Origin of the sequence: Capnocytophaga sp. oral taxon 324 str. F0483 (assembly GCF_000318315.2) — a bacterium.
Taxonomy (GTDB): Bacteria; Bacteroidota; Bacteroidia; order Flavobacteriales; family Flavobacteriaceae; genus Capnocytophaga; species Capnocytophaga ochracea.
Genome location: NZ_KB291517.1, coordinates 1 through 18,138 on the forward strand (window position 1 = coordinate 1; position 18,138 = coordinate 18,138).

The following is an 18,138-nucleotide window of genomic DNA, read 5'->3' on the forward strand; positions in this document are numbered from 1 at the left end:
GCGAAGTGTTGAACCCTACTAACTGTACCGGTACTCAAACCTTGGTAGTAACAGTAGTGGGAACAGCAACACCTACACCTACTCCGGTAGCGGTAGACGATAGAGTCTCTACAGCAGTGAATACACCTGTAAATATTGCAGTATTGCCAAACGATACCCTCAACGGAGCAACTACCCCTAATGTAGTAACCTCTCCAGCAAATGGTACAGTGATGGTAAATAGCGATAACACAATAGAGTACCGTCCTCACACAGGCTTTGTAGGAACCGATACTTTTGTGTATGAAATCTGTAACTCGGCAGGCTGTAGCAGTGCTACTGTAACGGTTGATATAGTGAACAAGCTCATACCTTACAACGGTATGTCAGTAAATGGCGACGGTAAAAACGACCACTTCCATATTGGTGGTATAGAAAACTATCCGAACAATGTGGTACGTATCTACAACCGTTGGGGCGTAAAAGTATTTGAGGTAAGTGGCTACGACAACGTAACCCGCGTGTTTAGAGGTATCTCCGACGGTCGTGTGACAGTAGAAGCTGCCGATAAACTCCCTCAAGGTACTTACTATTATGTAATCGAATACTACGATCAGAATAATAATAAACAATCTGAAGTAGGCTGGTTATATATCAAAAAATAGTACTTTTATAATAAACTAAAAAGGGCTGTCCAGAAACTCTCTGGCAGTCCTTTTTGTTTTTAAGCCTATTTCCTTATTTTCTTTACCCCTATCTCCTCAAACTTCTATCACTTTTCTTCACCTGCTTGTATGGCACGCACCGTCTTACTGCCGCCACAATTCCCTTTTAAAGAAAGTCCATATTCGTCATTCGTCACTGGTCATTCGTCATTTCTTCTCTTTTCCGTCATATTCCCCCCTAGTGCCTATGGCCTAAGGCCTAAGGCCTAGTGCCTCTTCCTCTTTCTTTCGCCTCGAAACCCCGTTTTTACCATTTTTATTATTGTTGTATTATACTATGAATCAACTATTTATAGACCCTTTCTATACCAATCTTCCAAGATTCGTATAAGCTTCCTATAAGCTCTCTATAAGCTAACTACATTCATCCTCACACCCTTTTTTCACCAAATATCCTCTTAGCTCTCTTTCGTTATCCTCCGCTATCTTTCGAACTCCTCAACCCTCCACATTTGCTAATTTTCTACCTCCGTGTGGCTCACACTTCTTATTGCTAATTAAAAAATGTTTCGTACCTTTGTCGCCATAAAAGTATATAACCAATGAAAAAAACATTATTATTAGCCATAGGTCTTACACTTATCTTTCTTTCTTGTAAAAAAGACAACAATGATGACACTACCCCCGGCGGTGCTTTTCCTAAAACGATAGTAGAGGAAACTATTGGTAGTATAGGCACTGTTAAAACCACTGAAACCTATACGTTAAGTGGCAATAAAATTACTGCTTTTGAAAGAAAAGTAGTCGATAACGGTACCCCCACTACTGATGAAGTCTATACAATCACTTATAACGGTGAGTTGATAACTGCTATCAGTATTAAAAGCAATTCTCAAAGCAACAGAAACTATACCTATAACTTTACTTATAACGGAAATCACTTACAATCTATCATTCGTAGTGATAATGTTCAAAAAATTACTTATGAATATCTTAATAACAAAGTAGCGAGTAAAACAACGGTTGATGGAACTGAAACAAAAAAATATAGCTACACTTATGATAAAAACAAAATAACAATGATAGCTCATAGCTCATTCGCTGGTTTTAACGACTATTATATTTATTCCCTCAATCCCGATGGTACAGTAGCTTCTCTTGAAAAAGCAACTTATGTAGGTGCAGTTCCTGACCAAAATACCAAAGGCTCTTGTACTTACCAATACGATAATAAACCGAATATGTATCAGCGAGACCTCTTTAAATATTTAGCTGAAATAGAGTTGATAAGTAATTACAACTACTATGGTGATTATTACAGAGACCCTCTTATAAGAACCGCCGTTCACAATGTAGTTTCTTATACTAAAAAACTCCATAATAACACCCAAGCTGACTATAAAGATTTAGAGAATGCCACTCGTACTTTTAGCTATCAATGGAATAGCAACAATACACCTAAGTCCGCTGAATATAAGAAAAACAACGCTCATAAAGCTACCTATACCTATACTTATTAGAAAAGCTAATCGCTGATGTTTATAGATTACCTCCTTTCGGCAGTGCTGATGCTTATCACCTTTGCGATAGGCAGTTCGTTGCGCTTCTCCGATTTCGAAAACATATTCAAAAAATCAAAGCCCTTGTACTTAGGGCTTTTCTTGCAGATGGTCTTCTTGCCTATCTGTGCTTTTATCATTGCCGAGTTTTCTAATTTACCCCCTGCCGAAAAAGTAGGGCTCATCATCGTATCAATATGTCCTGGGGGTACTACCTCCAATTTCATTAGTTATCTCATCAAAGCCGATACCGCCTTGGCAGTAGCCCTTACCGCTATCAATAGCTTGCTCATACTGTTTACCATTCCAGTGTTGTCTAATTGGGCAGTAGCTGTTTTTATGGGTGGTCATACTGAAGTGTCGCTCCCTATATTTAATATGGTCTGGGAAGTAGCCAAAATCATTATAATACCAGCTTTGTTGGGCTTATTTTTCAACCGGTTTTTCCCTAATGTATCTCTTAAAATCCGTTTTCCTTTAAAAGTAACTAATACCATATTGTTGGGAATTGTATTCTTTATCAAGTTTTTCGGTGATAAACAATCAGGAGGAAGTGGTATTTCAGTAGATGAAATAATCCGACTCTTGCCTGCTACGCTCCTAATGCACCTCAGCGCGATGACACTTAGTTATTTTATCGCTCTGAAATCTTTTAAATTACCGGGTGTACAAGCAACGACTATCAGTATAGAAGTAGGTCTACAAAACACTGCTTTGGCGATATTGGTAGCAGGTACCCTTATGGGCAATACCGATATGACCAAACCCGCCCTTGTGTATGCCATATTCTCCTTTTTTACCACTTTTATCTTTGCCCTTATCACCATCAGAATTAGAAGATAACAGCAATTAATAATTGATAATTAACAATTAAAAAAGCGCGATGTTCACTATTCAAACATCGCGCTTTCTTTATCTTTTATTCACATACCCAGCTGTGAGCCCTCGCTGGCTTTACCTTTTATCTTTTATCTTATTAAATCTTGCTTGCCAACAGATAAATCACTGCCATTCGTATGGCTACCCCATTTTCTACTTGTTGTAAAATAATCGATTGGGAGCTATCAGCTACTTCGCTGGTAATTTCTACCCCTCGATTGATAGGTCCTGGGTGCATAATCACTATTTCTTTGTCAAGGCTATCCAATAGCTCTTTGGTGAGTCCGTATTGTTGTACATATTCACGGGTAGAAGGAAAATAACTGATGTCGAGTCGTTCGTTTTGGATACGCAACATATTAGCCACATCACACCAGTTCAAAGCCTTGCGCAAATTGGTTTCTACCTTCACGTCCAATTTATGAATGTATTTAGGAATAAGTGTTTGAGGTCCGCATAGCATCACTTCAGCTCCTTGCTTGTGGAGTGCAAAGATGTTCGAAAGTGCCACGCGCGAGTGTAGTATATCCCCCACTATCACTACTTTTTTACCAGCAACATCTCCTAAGCGTTCGCGTATAGAATATGAGTCTAAAAGAGCTTGTGTAGGGTGTTCGTGAGCTCCATCGCCAGCGTTTACAATTGAGGCTTTCACGTGTTGTGAGAGGAAGACCCCCGCACCTGGGTTCGGGTGACGCATCACTACCATATCCACTTTCATCGAGAGGATATTGTTCACGGTATCTACTAAGGTTTCCCCTTTGGCTACCGATGATTGAGAAGCCGAAAAGTTAATCACATCGGCAGAAAGACGTTTTTCTGCCAATTCAAAGGAAAGACGAGTGCGCGTACTATTCTCGAAGAAGAGATTGGCAATAGTAATATCGCGCAACGAAGGCACTTTTTTAATAGGACGGTTAATAACCTCCTTGAAGTGGTCAGCTGTTTCAAATATTAACTGTATATCCTTTTCGGTGATATACTTAATGCCCAACAGGTGATTAACGCTCAATGCACTCATTTCTTTTTCTTTTTAAGTGGTTGTGCAAAAGTACAAAATAATTAGAAACTACGAGTTACGATTGAAGATTTTTTTAGCTTTTAGCCGTTAGCAGTCAAAATAGAAATTAACTAATTGCCTACTCCGATAATCCCAAATCCTCCATTGCCATTTCCTCGTCGTCGTGAGTATCTTCTGTCTTTTTAGCAACTATTTTCTCCATTCTGCGGTCATTGAGATGATATTTTGCAAATAGAGCGTCTAAATCATCTAAAAAAGATTTAGTAATCGCCACCTTTAGATTGCCATTTTCCATATTTAGGTGAATATTTTCATTGTGATGGTGCACAACAAAGTAAATAGACTGTTTTCCTTTGTGCTTTTGTAGTAAATCTTTGTATTTTGCAATCAAATCTTGGTTAATCTCCTCTATATTCACGTGCAAAGTAAGTTTTTTAGAGAGGGTTTCCATCACATCTTGTAACTGCATCATCTGTAGAAACTGTATTCGAGGTTCGCCTCTTTGGTTGGTTTCTCTATTGAGAAATCCTTCTACCACCTTAAATTTGATATACAAAAACGCCCCTGGTACCATATATTTCTGATAGTTCAAATAATCATCTCCAAAGAGTTTAAACTCGTAAGAGCCGTCGTAATCCTCAAGAGTAAAAAAGCCGTAACCTTTTCCGTTCTTAGCCGTACGATGTTGCAGGTCAGCTACCATACCCGCTACTGTGAGCTCACGGTTAATAAAAGGTTGTAAGTCTTGCAATTCCGATAGACTGATATTGCAAAAGTTTTGTAACTCGTGCTTAAAATCGTCGAGCGGGTGCCCTGAGATATAGATACCTACCACCTCCTTCTCACGGCGCAACTGCTCGAGGTTACCCCACGTTTCACATTTAGGCACAGCAGGTTCAGGGATATCTACTTCACTCTCACCACCAAACAGACTCATTTGGGCAGAGTTCTTACTCTCTTGGTATTTAGTACCAAAGCGAATGGCTTTTTCGAGAAAGGGAACGCCGTCAGCTTCAGCGTGGAAGTACTGAGCACGGTGTACATTAGTGAACGAATCAAAACCTCCTGCCAAAGCGATACTTTCAAAGGCTTTCTTGTTGATACTCTTATAATCTACGCGTTTTGCCAAATCGAAAATAGAGGTATAAGGACGCTCTTGGCGTTGTTCTACAATCGTATCGACTGCTGCTTTTCCTACTCCTTTCACAGCCCCCATTCCGAAGCGTATATCACCGTTTTTATTTACGGTAAATTTGTACAACGATTCATTCACATCAGGAGGTAACACCTTGATTCCCATATGGTGGCACTCTTCGAGGAAGAAAGTAATCGTTTTGATGTCGTTCATATTGTTAGATAATACCGCTGCCATATACTCGGCAGGATAATTGGCTTTTAGGTAAGCCGTTTGGTAACCCACCCAAGCATAGCAGGTGGAGTGCGATTTATTGAACGCATAAGCGGCAAACTTCTCCCAGTCTGCCCATATCTTTTCGAGTTTTTGGGCGTCGTGACCTTTTTCGGAGGCTTGGGTAATGAACTTAGGCTTCATCTTGGCTAGCACGGCTATTTGTTTCTTTCCCATCGCCTTACGGAGCACGTCGGCTTCACCTTTGGTAAAACCTGCCAATTTCTGCGATAGCAACATCACCTGCTCTTGATATACGGTAATTCCATAAGTTTCTTTGAGGTACTCCTCCATATCGGGGAGGTCGTACTCAATAGGCTCAATACCGTGTTTCCGCTTGATAAAGCTCGGTATATATTCCAATGGACCTGGGCGGTAGAGGGCATTCATCGCTATCAGGTCGGCAAAGACCGTAGGTTTTAGCTCTCGCATATATTTCTGCATACCGGTGGACTCGTACTGGAAAATCCCGACCGTTTCACCGCGTTGGAAGAGTTCGTAAGTCTTTTTATCGTCGAGCGGGAAAGCCTCTGCATCCAGCTCTATATTATGAGTTTGTTTGATATTTTCAATAGTATCTTTGATAAGTGTGAGGGTACTGAGTCCCAAGAAGTCCATTTTCAGCAATCCTGCGCTCTCTACTACCGAGTTATCAAACTGAGTAACAAATAGGTCAGAATCTTTGGCTAAAGCTACCGGCACAAAGTTGGTTATATCATCGGGGGTGATAATTACCCCACAAGCGTGGATACCCGTGTTGCGCACCGAACCTTCAATAATATTTGCCTGCTGAATGGTTTGGGTACTGTCCTCCTCCCCTTCTCCTGCCAAAAGGCGTTTCAGCTCGTCTACTTTTGGCAGTTCTTCACTGCGCACTTTTTCTTTGAGGGTTTTATCGTCCCAACTGAACATCTTCCCTAAAGATGACACCCCATTAGGCACTAAGCCCGCTAATCTATTCGATTCTTGTAGAGGTACATCCAGCACACGAGCCGTATCTTTGATAGCTGATTTGGCAGCCATTTTACCATAAGTGATAATCCGCGCTACCTGACTCTCACCATACTTATCAATCACATAGTTGATTACATCTTGGCGACCAGAGTCCTCGAAGTCGATATCGATATCGGGCATTGACACACGGTCGGGGTTGAGGAAACGCTCAAAGAGGAGGTCGTACTTAATGGGGTCCATATTGGTAATATCCAAACAGAACGCCACTGCCGAGCCTGCAGCCGACCCACGACCAGGTCCTACTGATACGTTCATACTTCGCGCTGCGGCTATAAAATCTTGTACGATAAGGAAGTAACCTGGGTAACCTGTTTTTTCAATAATAGAAAGCTCAAAATCCAAACGCTCCCGCACTTCATCAGTAATTTCGGGGTATTTGCGTTTAGCCCCTTCATAAGTGAGATGACGCAAATAGTTGTTTTCTCCTTTTTTGCCTGTAGGGTCGTCTTCTACCTGAAATTCTTCGGGGATATCAAACTTAGGCAAGAGGATATCACGTGCCAATCCGTAGGGTTCTACCTTGTCGATAATCTCTTGAATATTGAGAATCGCCTCAGGAATATCCTTGAAGAGCGCCTTCATTTCGGCTGAGGTTTTGAAATAATACTCGTTGTTAGGCATTCCAAAACGATAACCGCGACCGCGACCGATAGGTGTTCTTTGTTTCTCGCCGTCTTTCACACACAACAGAATATCGTGGGCATTGGCATCTTTTTTATGGAGATAAAAGGTATTGTTAGTAGCAATGAGCTTGACCCCATATTTCTTAGAAAACTCTACAAGAGTTTCGTTTACGCGGTTTTCATCTTCTTGGTTGTGGCGCATCACCTCTAAATAGAAATCCTCTCCAAACTGCTCTTTCCACCACAAGAGCGCCTCTTCCGCCTGCTTAGTACCGATATTCAATATTTTTGATGGCACTTCGCCATTCATACCTCCAGAAAGCACTATTAAGTCGCTTTTGTACTGCTCTACAATCGCCTTATCTATACGAGGCACATAGTAAAAACCTTTGGTAGAAGCGATAGAAGCCATTTTGGTAAGATTGTGATAACCTTGTTTGTTTTTAGCCAAAATCACTACTTGGTAGCCGTTGTCTTGTCGGGTTCTATCTAAGTGATTTTCGCAGATATTGAACTCACAACCTATAATAGGCTTGATGAGCGTTTCGGTAGGGGGTTCACCCTTTTCTTCAGCCTCTTTGTTTTTAGCTTCCGCCTCTTTGTTATGTCCTTGTACGGCTTGCACAAAGTGGAAGGCAGCCATCATATTGCCGCTATCGGTAAGAGCCACGGCAGGCATCTTTTCTTTAGCGGTGATTTTTACGAGGTCTTTTATAGACGTAGTAGATTGTAATATAGAGTGTTGTGTATGGTTGTGCAAGTGAGCAAACACCGCATTTTCTAACAGTGAAGCATCGACGTGAGGTTCTGTAGTTTGCGCAGTGCTACTGCTTTTTCGCAAGGTATCGGAAGCCTCTTTGAGGTTCACGTGCTTGAGTCCGATAAGCCCTATAGGTGAGGTGTGATGCCCTTGAAATTCTTTGATATAGTCGCTACTGAAAGTACCTTCTTGAAAGCCTTCGCCACGACGTATCAATTCAAAGAAACAGCGTGTAGTTGCTTCCACGTCGGCAGTGGCGTTGTGCGCCTCGGCAAAGGGTACGCCAAAGAGAAAAGAGTGCAACTCGGTGAGGGTGGGCAACTTATAACGACCTCCTTTTCCGCCTGCTATCTGGCAGAGGTTGGCAGTTGCCTCAGTACAAGTATCGATTACAGGCATCTGCGTAAGTGGACTCTCCACCCTATAGCGGTAAAACTCAGCCCCCATAATATTGATATCAAAGCCGATGTTTTGTCCCACCACATATTGCGCCTTGCTAAGCGCCTCGTTGAACGCTTTGAACACCTCAGCGATAGGCACTCCTTGTGCTTCTGCTAATTGGGTAGAAATACCGTGTACTTTTTCGGCATCATAAGGCACATCAAAGCCATCGGGCTTTATCAAAAAGTCCTGATGCTCAATGAGTGTGCCCCACTCATCGTGCAATTGCCAAGCAATCTGCACGGCGCGAGGCCAGTTGTCACTATCGGTAAGGGGGGCATCCCAACGGCGGGGTAACCCCGTAGTTTCAGTATCAAATATTAAGTACATTTTTTAGGTAAAGCCAGCGTTAGCTGAATATGTGTGTAAGAGTTTTATTGAGATTTAAAGTGAGAGGGCAAAGATACAAAACAATTCACAATTAGCAATTAACCATTGATAATTTTAACACGACGCCATTTCCAACATCAAGTGCAATTTTTTAAGTTACCTTTTGGTAGAATAAGTCTTTAGTTTTTTTTTTTAAAATCTAATACTTTTCTTGGACTCAGATTTACCTTAGCTTCACTCCCCCATAGTTCATTGTCCGTTATATCGTATAAAACTTGTATAAGCTAACCGTAATATCCAAATCCACCAATCTACTAATAATTTATCTGTGTGACTTACAATGTTTTCTCTTCGCTCAAACCCTTTTTTACTCTACACTATTAAATCTTAATTTTTACCTTAAAAAATACTCTTTGGCACGGTTGTTGTACTATTTATAACCGTAAAAACAAACTTATATTTTTAATTTTTTATACTATGAAAAAGTTTTTAACATTTGTATTTTTAGCATTTTTTGGTGTAATGGCTTATGCCCAAGACGCTGAGATTTCTTTTAAATCTGAAGAAATTGATTACGGTAACATCAAACAAGGTGCAGACGGTGTGCGTGTGTTCGAGTTTACTAACACTGGTAAAGCACCCCTCGTAATTACTAACGTAGCTTCTTCTTGCGGTTGTACCGTTCCTTCTTGGACAAACCAACCCGTAGCACCAGGAGCTAAAGGAAAAATTGAAGTAAAATACGATACTAATCGTGTTGGACCTATCAGCAAGACTATTACTGTTACCTCCAATGCCAAATCAAGCCCTGTAAAAGGCTTACGTATCAGAGGAAATGTTCAATAATCCATAACTATTTATATTTTAATTTACTCCTTAGTCGCCTGCGCTTCTTTCCTTTGCAGGCGACTTTTTTGGTGTTAAACTTTTGTAAAAATGCAAATGGTAAGCATATTTTCCTTATCTTTGCACCCTATAAGAAAACTAAATAATTTAACAGATATGAAATTACACACACTCACTTTGTTCGCTGGGCTATTCGTAGCTCAAGTGTCATTCGCTCAAGTAGACGAAATGGGAACTATGACCGATACCACTACTCCGGTAGTTGCTCCCACTCCTGTTGAAGCTACTCAAGCTCAGTCTCAAGCAGAACTTAAAGCTCAAAAAGAGCAGTTAAAGGCTCAACAAAAATTACAAAAAGAGCAGGAAAAGTCTGTGAGAGCTGAACAAAAAGCAGCTAAGGAGCAAGAAAAAGCCGCTAAAGAACAACAAAAAACTGCTGCTCGTGCTCAAAAGAATCAAGAACGCTTGTCCAAAGCTAACTCTGAGGTTTCTAAAATAGAGGCTAAAATTACCAAAGCTAAAACTGATTTAGCTAAGGAACAAAACAAGTATAATTTAAAGAAAGCCAAAGGAGCTTTGTCTCCTCAAGACGATGCTAAGTTCAAAGGAAGAATCCTCAACAAAGAGCAAAAGATTAATAGCTTGAATCTCGACCTTATCAAGGCTAAAGAAAAAGTAAACAAATACCAAATGGCAACTTAGTCATTGTTTTATTTTTTAAAATTACACAAGAAAACCGAGTTACTTTCGTAACTCGGTTTTTATATTTCCTGATGTAACTTACATTAAAACTCTGCGCTCTGTGGTGTGCGTGGGTAAGGTATCACATCACGGATATTGGTCATTCCAGTAGCAAAGAGTACCAAGCGCTCAAAACCTAAACCAAAGCCACTGTGTACTGCTGTACCGAACTTACGAAGGTCTAAGTACCACCAAAGAGTTGCCTCGTCCATATGAAGGTCGGCTATTTTTTGTTTGAGTACATCGTAACGTTCTTCACGTTGCGAGCCTCCTACAATTTCACCTATTCCTGGGAAGAGAATATCCATCGCGCGCACCGTTTTACCGTCTTCATTTAAGCGCATATAAAACGCTTTGATATTTGCTGGATAGTCGTATAGAATTACAGGGCACTCAAAGTGTTTTTCCACCAAATAGCGCTCGTGTTCGCTTTGCAAATCTACACCCCATTCGTTTACAGGGTATTGAAATTTCTTCTTTTTATTGTGATTGCTATTCTTTAAAATATCTATTGCCTCGGTGTAACTCACCCTCTTAAACTGATTGTGAATTACAAATTCAAGTTTTTCGATGAGTGACATTGTGCTACGCTCGTTCTGTGGTTTAGTCTTCTCTTCTTCTAAAAATCTTTTGTTCAAGAACTCAAGGTCGTCACGACGTACTTCCAAGGTGTATTGCAATACGTATTTAATAAAATCTTCCGCCAAATTCATATTGTCGATAAGGTCATAGAACGCCATTTCGGGCTCTATCATCCAGAACTCAGCTAAGTGGCGTGAGGTATTGGAGTTTTCAGCACGGAAAGTAGGTCCAAAGGTGTAAATCTTACCAAGCGCCATCGCAAAAGTCTCACCTTCTAACTGACCTGATACGGTAAGGTTTGTCTCCCTACCGAAGAAGTCTTTCTTGTAGTCTACTTCTCCGTTTTCATTAAGTGGTGGATTTTTGGCATCTAAGGTCGTTACACGAAACATCTCTCCAGCCCCTTCGGCATCACTACCCGTGATAATAGGTGTATTCACGTAGAAAAAGCCATTGTCTTGAAAGTATTTGTGAATAGAAAAAGCTAAAGTAGAACGCACGCGCATCACCGCACTAAAAGTACTAGAGCGCACGCGTAAGTGAGCGTTTTCTCTCAAGAATTCAAGTGAGTGTTTTTTAGGTTGGATAGGGTATTCTTCAGGGTTGCTATCACCTAATATACTGATGTTACTTGCTTGTAACTCTACGTTTTGCCCTTTACCTTGACTCTCCACAAGTCTTCCTTTTACTTCAATAGCTGCTCCCGTGGTAATGCGTTTAAGCAATTCAGGGTCGGTATTTTCAAAATCTACTACTACTTGTAAATTGTCGATTGTAGAACCATCGTTTAGGGCAATAAAGCGGTTGCTGCGGAAGGTGCGCACCCAACCTTTAAGGGTGATTTCTCCTTGTATGTTTTTTCCGTCTTGTAATATTTTTTTAATCGAATACATAACGCGTCTTATTTCTTATCTAATTCTGACGGCAAAAGTAATAACTTTTCAATAAATAACAAAGGAGTTTGGTTAAATCTCTAATTGTTTTTCACTTCTTACACTGTTCTGTCATAAACTTTTCATAGGTTTCCATCGTCTTACTTTCGCCTTAGGTTAGCTATCCTTTCGCTCATCTTTCAAACAGCTCTTAATTATTAAACTCTTCTCTTTCCTATAAAAACTTTTCAAGCCTTACTTCCCATTTGCTAATTCTCAAATCTGCTAATTACATCTACTCGTGTGGCTTGTGTCTTTTACCTATAAAAAAGTTTTTTTAACTTGCAGTATAAATTCTTTGTTGTATATTTGTGGCATTAAAATCGAGTATTTATTGTTTAATAAAGATGGAAGAATTCAAGCAAAATACCCCAAACGACTGGTCGTTTATTCACAATAGGCAATATAACGATAACAACCTAAATAACAATCCCATAGGTCTGGTGGGGTTCATAACGTCTGTAGTGGCAATATTCCTCGTATTGCTCCCTATTGTGAATCTTATCATATGGCTCACCGGATTGATATTATCTATTATCGGAATGAGCAAGAAGCCTAAAACATTAGCCGTCGCAGGGCTTATTATTTCTGGAGTAACTTTTTTGGTGCTTATAGTCATTATTGCTTGTATCGTATTCTTAGCTACTAATTCCCAATAGTTTTTCTCCCCCTTTTATCTTTTACTCCTACCTTTTACCTAACTAAAATTGGAAGTAAATAAACGGCTGAATATCGGTAGAATAAGCCTGATAGCAAATAAGCACTACTACTAAGGCTATCGCTATTTTCACAGCGTAATGGCTCTCGGCAAACACGTGTTCCACATAGTCTTTCCAATGCTGTGGTAGCCAATGGGTAATATAACCAATCAGGATAACGCCTAATGGAATATTGTTATGTCTAATCACTTCGGTAGCAGTATCCCAACTCATATTGTTCGCCACTTGTGTGAACCATAAGTTTATACTCTCCATATCATTACCTCGGAAGAATATGCGTGTAAAGGTAATAAAAGCAAAGGTAAAGGCTATCTTCCAAGCGCGAGTAATCCACAGCTTACTTTGCTCGTACGGACTCACCTTGCGCCAATACTTATAAGCTACTACCCCCAAACCGTTCAATCCACCCCATATAACAAACTTCCACGAAGCTCCGTGCCACAATCCTCCAATAAGCATCGTGAGCATAATGTTGATATTGGTAGTCAAGTAACGCTCAAAAGGTTTGTAATAAAAAGCTAGTACCGCACCTGCTATAAGCAATCCCCCTGTGATAAAAGTAAAAGCGAGGTTACCAATCGCTACTACCAATATCACTACAAAAAGCAAGGAAAACACAAAAGTCCCTAAGGTGCTATTGCGGTTACCTCCTAACGGAATGTACAAATAGTCCTTCAACCAAGTAGAAAGCGAGATGTGCCAGCGTTTCCAAAAGTCCCCACAGTTCAAAGCCTTATAAGGTGAATTGAAGTTTACAGGCAAATGGAAGCCCATCAATAGCGCTACCCCTATGGCTATATCGGTATAGCCAGAAAAATCACCGTATATTTGGAGCGAGTAACCTATCAGAGCTAATAAGTTAGAAAAGCCCGAGTGCATTTCAGGAGCATCAAATACCTTATCCAAAAAGTGCAACGCGATAAAATCAGCAAATATCATCTTCTTGATAAGTCCTTTAAGAATAAGGAATATCGCCTTATTAAACTCTTCTTTGCTAATCTCTGTTTTTTTGAGAATTTGAGGTACAAACTCCTCTGCACGTACAATAGGACCTGCTACTAACTGAGGGAAGAAACTCACATAAAAACCAAAGTCTAATATCGATTTCAGTGGTGCAACCTTTCTGCGATAAATATCCACTGTATAGCTAATGGTCTGAAAAGTGTAGAAAGAAATACCTACGGGCAATATAATTTTATCAACTGAAAAGTATCCGTTATAGTCAAACCCATTTGCCCAATAGGCTAAATAGTTAAAGGTTTGGTGATGAGTGTGAAACAGCGCATTGTAAGTATCAGTAAAGAAATAAGCATACTTAAAATAACTAAGTACCAATAAGTTCACACAAACGCTAATAGTAACCCCTATTTTGCGTCTTCGCTCTTCTTGTTGATTATAGATATAATGCCCCAAATAAAAGTCAGTAACAGTACTAAATATCAATAACAATACAAAAAGCCCACTTGCCTTGTAATAGAAGTAAAAGCTGGCAAGCAACAAAAACAAGTTGCGCACGTGCTTACGCTTATAGATGAGCACAAACACCGCATATACTAAAGCAAAGAATATCCAAAAGTCTATCCGTACAAAAGTAAGTGGGTGAGCCGACTCAAAGGTAAAGAAGTTTTTAAAGAAATCTATCATAGCTATTATTGCACCGTGGCAAGGTCGTTAAGTAGGCATTGGTAAAACACTTCCGAAATTAGTTTAGTCCCTTGTGGCGTAAAGTGTACGTAATCCGAAACAGCCATTCCTTTTTTCACCCACGCTGTCATCGAGTTTTCTCCTCCCATTGCTTCAAAGATACTAAAATAAGCAATCCCATTTTTCAAGGCTTCTTCCTTCATCAGTTTGTTCATTTTCGGCACAAAAGGATAGGTGATGAGTTGTCCATTACTCGAAGTTGTCATATCTCCAGGACCTAAAAGCATAAACATTGCATTGGGATTGGCTCGCTTTACCCATTTGATATTAAATATCAACGCGTTTACATACTCCTGAAGCTGTTGGTCTGTTTTCATATAGGGGATTGTATTTCCTCCGTACTGAAAGATAAATATATCGGGTTTACGGTCAGCACTCATCTGTCTGAAATGCTCGTAATTCATACGTGTAAATATACGCCCTGCTTCCCCTCGCATCGCTACGTTATCCATTCGCACTCCTGAGGATGCATCAAGAGTAATCCCATAAAAATCCGGACTTATCTTGCCTTCCAATTCCACTTTTAGCTCCTTAGGAGTAGATGCGAAATTGAGCTTATAATTATGGTATTTACCATCTGAGATAAGAGTATCTATTCTTAGAATATTACCGTCCTGATACACACGTATCTTCACTTTTGCCATCGCATTGCCATAATGTAACCCAAAGCGCGTGTAGTTTCTTAAACGTGCATACGATTTGTCCGAAGGCTTAATCGTAAAGCTGGCTTTTGCTACGGGTAAGGCAGTCGTATCAGCAGTATTGCTCACATAATTAGTAAAACGTGAGAAGGTAGAGAACAAACCATACTTATCGTGCGCTACCGTTTTGCGCTGTTTGCGGTCGAAGAAAGCGTAGCGCGTCCAGTTAGGCGAAGCAATAATGTCCACACTGTTCTGGCTATACACTACTTTTATAGGGATAAAACCCGGTCCTCCGCCAGTATATGCCAATTGCAATCGGTTGCGCACATAGCCGGTGATGCGGTCTCCTTCTATTTGCGAATCACCATAATGCACTATTTGGCAGGTAGGCTGACACAGTTTCTCTTTAAGTCTTCTGATATAATCGGTATGATTCCCCGGGTAATATATTTTCCCTTCTATATTGGTTTCCGAAGTTTGTACCGTGTCCTTAACAATAGTATCCTTTTTTGCTAAATTTTCGGTTTTTTCGTCTACAATGGTCTTAGTATCTTTAATAAGTTCGTCTACTTTATTATTTTCCTCTTCCCCTTTAAAGAGCATTCCCAATATATCAGGGGTCGGATAGCGCAACATCGCGTCACCAAACACTATACCCTCCCGCACCATTCCTTTGGCGGTGGTGTGATAACTGCTGAAAAGGGTCATTGTAAAGAGGGCTACCAGCACCCCCACAATAAAGAGTAAGATTTTTTTAGGTTGCATAACTTAACTCATTAATAATTCCCACTCGGTCATTAAATCCTCCAACTGCTGTTTTTTCTGTTCGTATTCCTTGTAAAAAGCATCGTTCTGTACGCCTTGTCCCATCTGCTCATTCATCGCTTTAAGCGCTTCTTCAAGAGCGGTAATGTTCTTCTCTATCTTGTTGAGCTTATTCTGAATGGCTTTCTGCTGTTTCTGTTCCTCAAACGAGAGTTTTTCTTCTTTCTGCGGTTCTTTTTCTACCTGCACAGGAGTGCTTTTGCTCTGCTGTTCTATCTCTCTAAAATTAACGGCAGCACGTTGTTCGAGGAAGAAATCGATGTCCCCAAGATATTCTTTCAGATGTTTGTTCTTAAACTCGTATACCTTATCGGTAAGCCCTTGCAAGAAATCGCGGTCGTGCGACACAATAATGAGCGTCCCTTCAAATTGCTGTAAGGCTTGTTTGAGTACGTTCTTCGATTTGATATCCAAGTGGTTCGTAGGCTCGTCCATCACCATTACGTTAAAGTCCGAAAGGAGCATCTTTGCCAATGCTAAACGGTTGCGCTCCCCTCCCGAAAGCACTTTCACTTTTTTGTCTACCTCATCACCACGGAAGAGAAAAGCCCCAAGTATGTCGCGTATTTTAGTGCGATTGCTGTCGTTAGCTGCATTAAACATCGTATCAAGCACGGTGAGTTCTCCATCTAAGTAGTCGGCTTGGTTCTGAGCAAAGTAAGCCAACTGTACATTGTGCCCCAGCCTGATAGTTCCTTCATAGGGTATTTCGCCCACTATCATCTTAGCGAGGGTCGTTTTCCCCTGCCCATTTTGTCCTACAAAAGCTACTTTGCTGCCTCGTTCTATAAGCAAACTCACGTGGCTGAGCACCTCTTTTTCACCATAACTTTTCGATACATCGTCTATTTCCAGCACCACCTTCCCTGGTGTTACCGATACGGGGAAACGCACGTTCATCACTGCGTTGTCTTCCTCGTCTACCTCTATGCGCTCTATTTTGTCCAACTTCTTCATAAGCGACTGTGCCATTGAGGCTTTGGTAGCTTTAGCGCGGAATTTTTCGATGAGCTTTTCAGTGTGTTGTATCTTCTTTTCTTGGTTCTTTTGTGAGGCGAGTTGCAGTTCGCGCATCTCTTTTCTCAGTTCCAAAAACTGAGTGTAAGGCTTCGGATAATCGTATATTTTGCCTACCGAAATCTCAATCGTCCGATTGGTCACATTGTCTAAAAACATTCTGTCGTGCGACACAATTACCACCGCCCCGCTATAAGTAGAGAGAAACTGTTCTAGCCAAATAATCGACTCTATATCCAAGTGGTTCGTAGGCTCGTCCAATAGCAATATATCGTTGTTCTGCAACAGCAGTTTTGCCAATTCTATACGCATACGCCACCCGCCCGAAAAACTATCGGTGAGCTTGTCGAAATCACTCCGCTGAAAGCCCAACCCCAATAGCACTTTCTCGGTTTCACCTTGGTATTGGTATCCCCCTATAAGGTCGAAACGATGCGTATAGTCGCTGAGTTTATCAAGCAAATCGTGGTACGCCTCGCTCTCGTAATCAGTGCGGGTTTCTATTTGGTGATGAATATCGTCCAACTGACGTTCCAAAGCCTTAATCTCAGTAAATGCCTGATAGGCTTCTTCCAAAATGGTACGTCCTTTCACAAAATCAATATCCTGTTTCAGAAATCCGATGCGTACATCTTTATCGGTAGCAATGCCTCCGGTATCGGGTTTAAGTTCGCGTGAAAGCAATTTGAGCATCGTCGATTTCCCCGCTCCGTTCTTGCCAATAAGCCCCACACGGTCGCCCGCATTGAGCATAAAAGCAACGTCCTCAAAGAGGTACTCGCCCTGAAAAGAAACAGATAGGTTGTGAACGTTCAGCATATGATATTCGTTATTTCGGGCGCAAAAGTACAAAACTATAAGTAATTAGCAATAAATAATGCCTAATTATTAGGTAAAATCAGTACAACCGTTCGCAAAAAATCCCTAATCACTAAAATCAAATCTCAAAATTCACAGCATTTTTCACTACCTTACCTTCACCCACCGCTCATTATCTCTTCATTCATCAGCCTATTTTTCTCCACCTTTCCATCACCACATTCCCCCTTTAAAGGAGTATGTTTTCGTCCCTAATTCCCCTTTTCCGTCGCTACACTTCCCCTTTCCCTTCATACTCCCCCCTATTGCCTATGGCCTAAGGCCTATTGCCTTTTCTCTTTCTTTCGCCTCGAAACCCCGTTTTTAACATTTTTATTATTGTTGTATTATACTATGAATCAACTATTTATACACCCCTTTCTATACCAATCGTCCAAGATTCGTATAAGCTTCCTATAAGCTCTCTATAAGCTAACTACATTCATCCTCACACCCTTTTTTCACCAAAAACGCCCTTAACCTTCTTCTGAAAATCTCCGTTTCCTTCCGAATTCTCCAATGTGTCACTTTTTACGGCGCACACTTTGCCAAAGTTTCAAACTAAGGTTGTAAGGAACATTTTTAACTATC

12 protein-coding genes are annotated in these 18,138 nt (G+C 40.7%); 6 read left to right on the top strand and 6 right to left on the bottom strand.

Annotated features, from left to right (window positions below; all coding sequences use genetic code 11):
* From HMPREF9072_RS05070 to HMPREF9072_RS05080, 3 genes are all read left to right on the top strand, one after another.
* On the top strand, positions 1-644 hold a 644-nt coding region (locus HMPREF9072_RS05070), incomplete at its 5' end, for a gliding motility-associated C-terminal domain-containing protein (protein WP_009410850.1).
* A gap of 602 nt (positions 645-1,246) precedes the next feature.
* A complete protein-coding gene (locus tag HMPREF9072_RS05075; protein ID WP_009410851.1) occupies positions 1,247-2,164 on the top strand; it encodes a hypothetical protein in 918 nt (305 codons plus the stop codon).
* Between the two features lie 15 nt (positions 2,165-2,179).
* Entirely contained in the window at positions 2,180-3,046 is an 867-nt protein-coding gene (locus HMPREF9072_RS05080; RefSeq protein ID WP_009410852.1) for a bile acid:sodium symporter family protein, read from the top strand.
* Between the two features lie 133 nt (positions 3,047-3,179).
* On the opposite strand, the gene HMPREF9072_RS05085 is transcribed toward HMPREF9072_RS05080, so the two are convergent.
* Both HMPREF9072_RS05085 and dnaE read right to left on the bottom strand, forming a co-directional pair.
* Positions 3,180-4,103: an aspartate carbamoyltransferase catalytic subunit gene (locus HMPREF9072_RS05085; RefSeq protein WP_009410853.1), complete on the bottom strand. Its 924-nt coding sequence runs from the start codon at positions 4,101-4,103 to the stop codon at positions 3,180-3,182.
* A gap of 118 nt (positions 4,104-4,221) precedes the next feature.
* Positions 4,222-8,679: a DNA polymerase III subunit alpha gene (gene dnaE, locus HMPREF9072_RS05090; RefSeq protein WP_009410854.1), complete on the bottom strand. Its 4,458-nt coding sequence runs from the start codon at positions 8,677-8,679 to the stop codon at positions 4,222-4,224.
* Between the two features lie 477 nt (positions 8,680-9,156).
* Here dnaE and HMPREF9072_RS05095 point away from each other — a divergent pair, with 477 nt between their 5' ends.
* Positions 9,157-9,525, top strand: coding sequence for a DUF1573 domain-containing protein (locus tag HMPREF9072_RS05095; RefSeq protein ID WP_002673576.1), 369 nt, complete (start codon positions 9,157-9,159; stop codon positions 9,523-9,525).
* A 90-nt stretch (positions 9,526-9,615) separates the two neighbouring features.
* Positions 9,616-10,227: a hypothetical protein gene (locus tag HMPREF9072_RS05100; protein WP_009410855.1), complete on the top strand. Its 612-nt coding sequence runs from the start codon at positions 9,616-9,618 to the stop codon at positions 10,225-10,227.
* 83 nt (positions 10,228-10,310) lie between these two features.
* Here the strand turns inward: HMPREF9072_RS05100 and asnS are convergent, their stop codons facing one another.
* Positions 10,311-11,741 (bottom strand): asparagine--tRNA ligase, encoded by a 1,431-nt coding sequence (asnS, locus tag HMPREF9072_RS05105; protein ID WP_009410856.1) that lies wholly within the window; start codon positions 11,739-11,741, stop codon positions 10,311-10,313.
* Between the two features lie 386 nt (positions 11,742-12,127).
* Here asnS and HMPREF9072_RS05110 point away from each other — a divergent pair, with 386 nt between their 5' ends.
* Entirely contained in the window at positions 12,128-12,439 is a 312-nt protein-coding gene (locus HMPREF9072_RS05110; RefSeq protein ID WP_009410857.1) for a hypothetical protein, read from the top strand.
* A gap of 42 nt (positions 12,440-12,481) precedes the next feature.
* Here the strand turns inward: HMPREF9072_RS05110 and HMPREF9072_RS05115 are convergent, their stop codons facing one another.
* The 3 genes from HMPREF9072_RS05115 to HMPREF9072_RS05125 are packed head-to-tail and all read right to left on the bottom strand — an operon-like array spanning position 12,482 to position 17,508.
* Complete coding sequence (locus HMPREF9072_RS05115) at positions 12,482-14,143, bottom strand: MBOAT family protein (RefSeq protein WP_009410858.1); 1,662 nt, start codon at positions 14,141-14,143, stop codon at positions 12,482-12,484.
* Between the two features lie 5 nt (positions 14,144-14,148).
* A complete protein-coding gene (locus tag HMPREF9072_RS05120; protein WP_009410859.1) occupies positions 14,149-15,612 on the bottom strand; it encodes a hypothetical protein in 1,464 nt (487 codons plus the stop codon).
* Positions 15,613-15,615: 3 nt separating this feature from the next.
* Complete coding sequence (locus HMPREF9072_RS05125; protein WP_009410860.1) at positions 15,616-17,508, bottom strand: ABC-F family ATP-binding cassette domain-containing protein; 1,893 nt, start codon at positions 17,506-17,508, stop codon at positions 15,616-15,618.
* Positions 17,509-18,138: the final 630 nt, after the last annotated feature.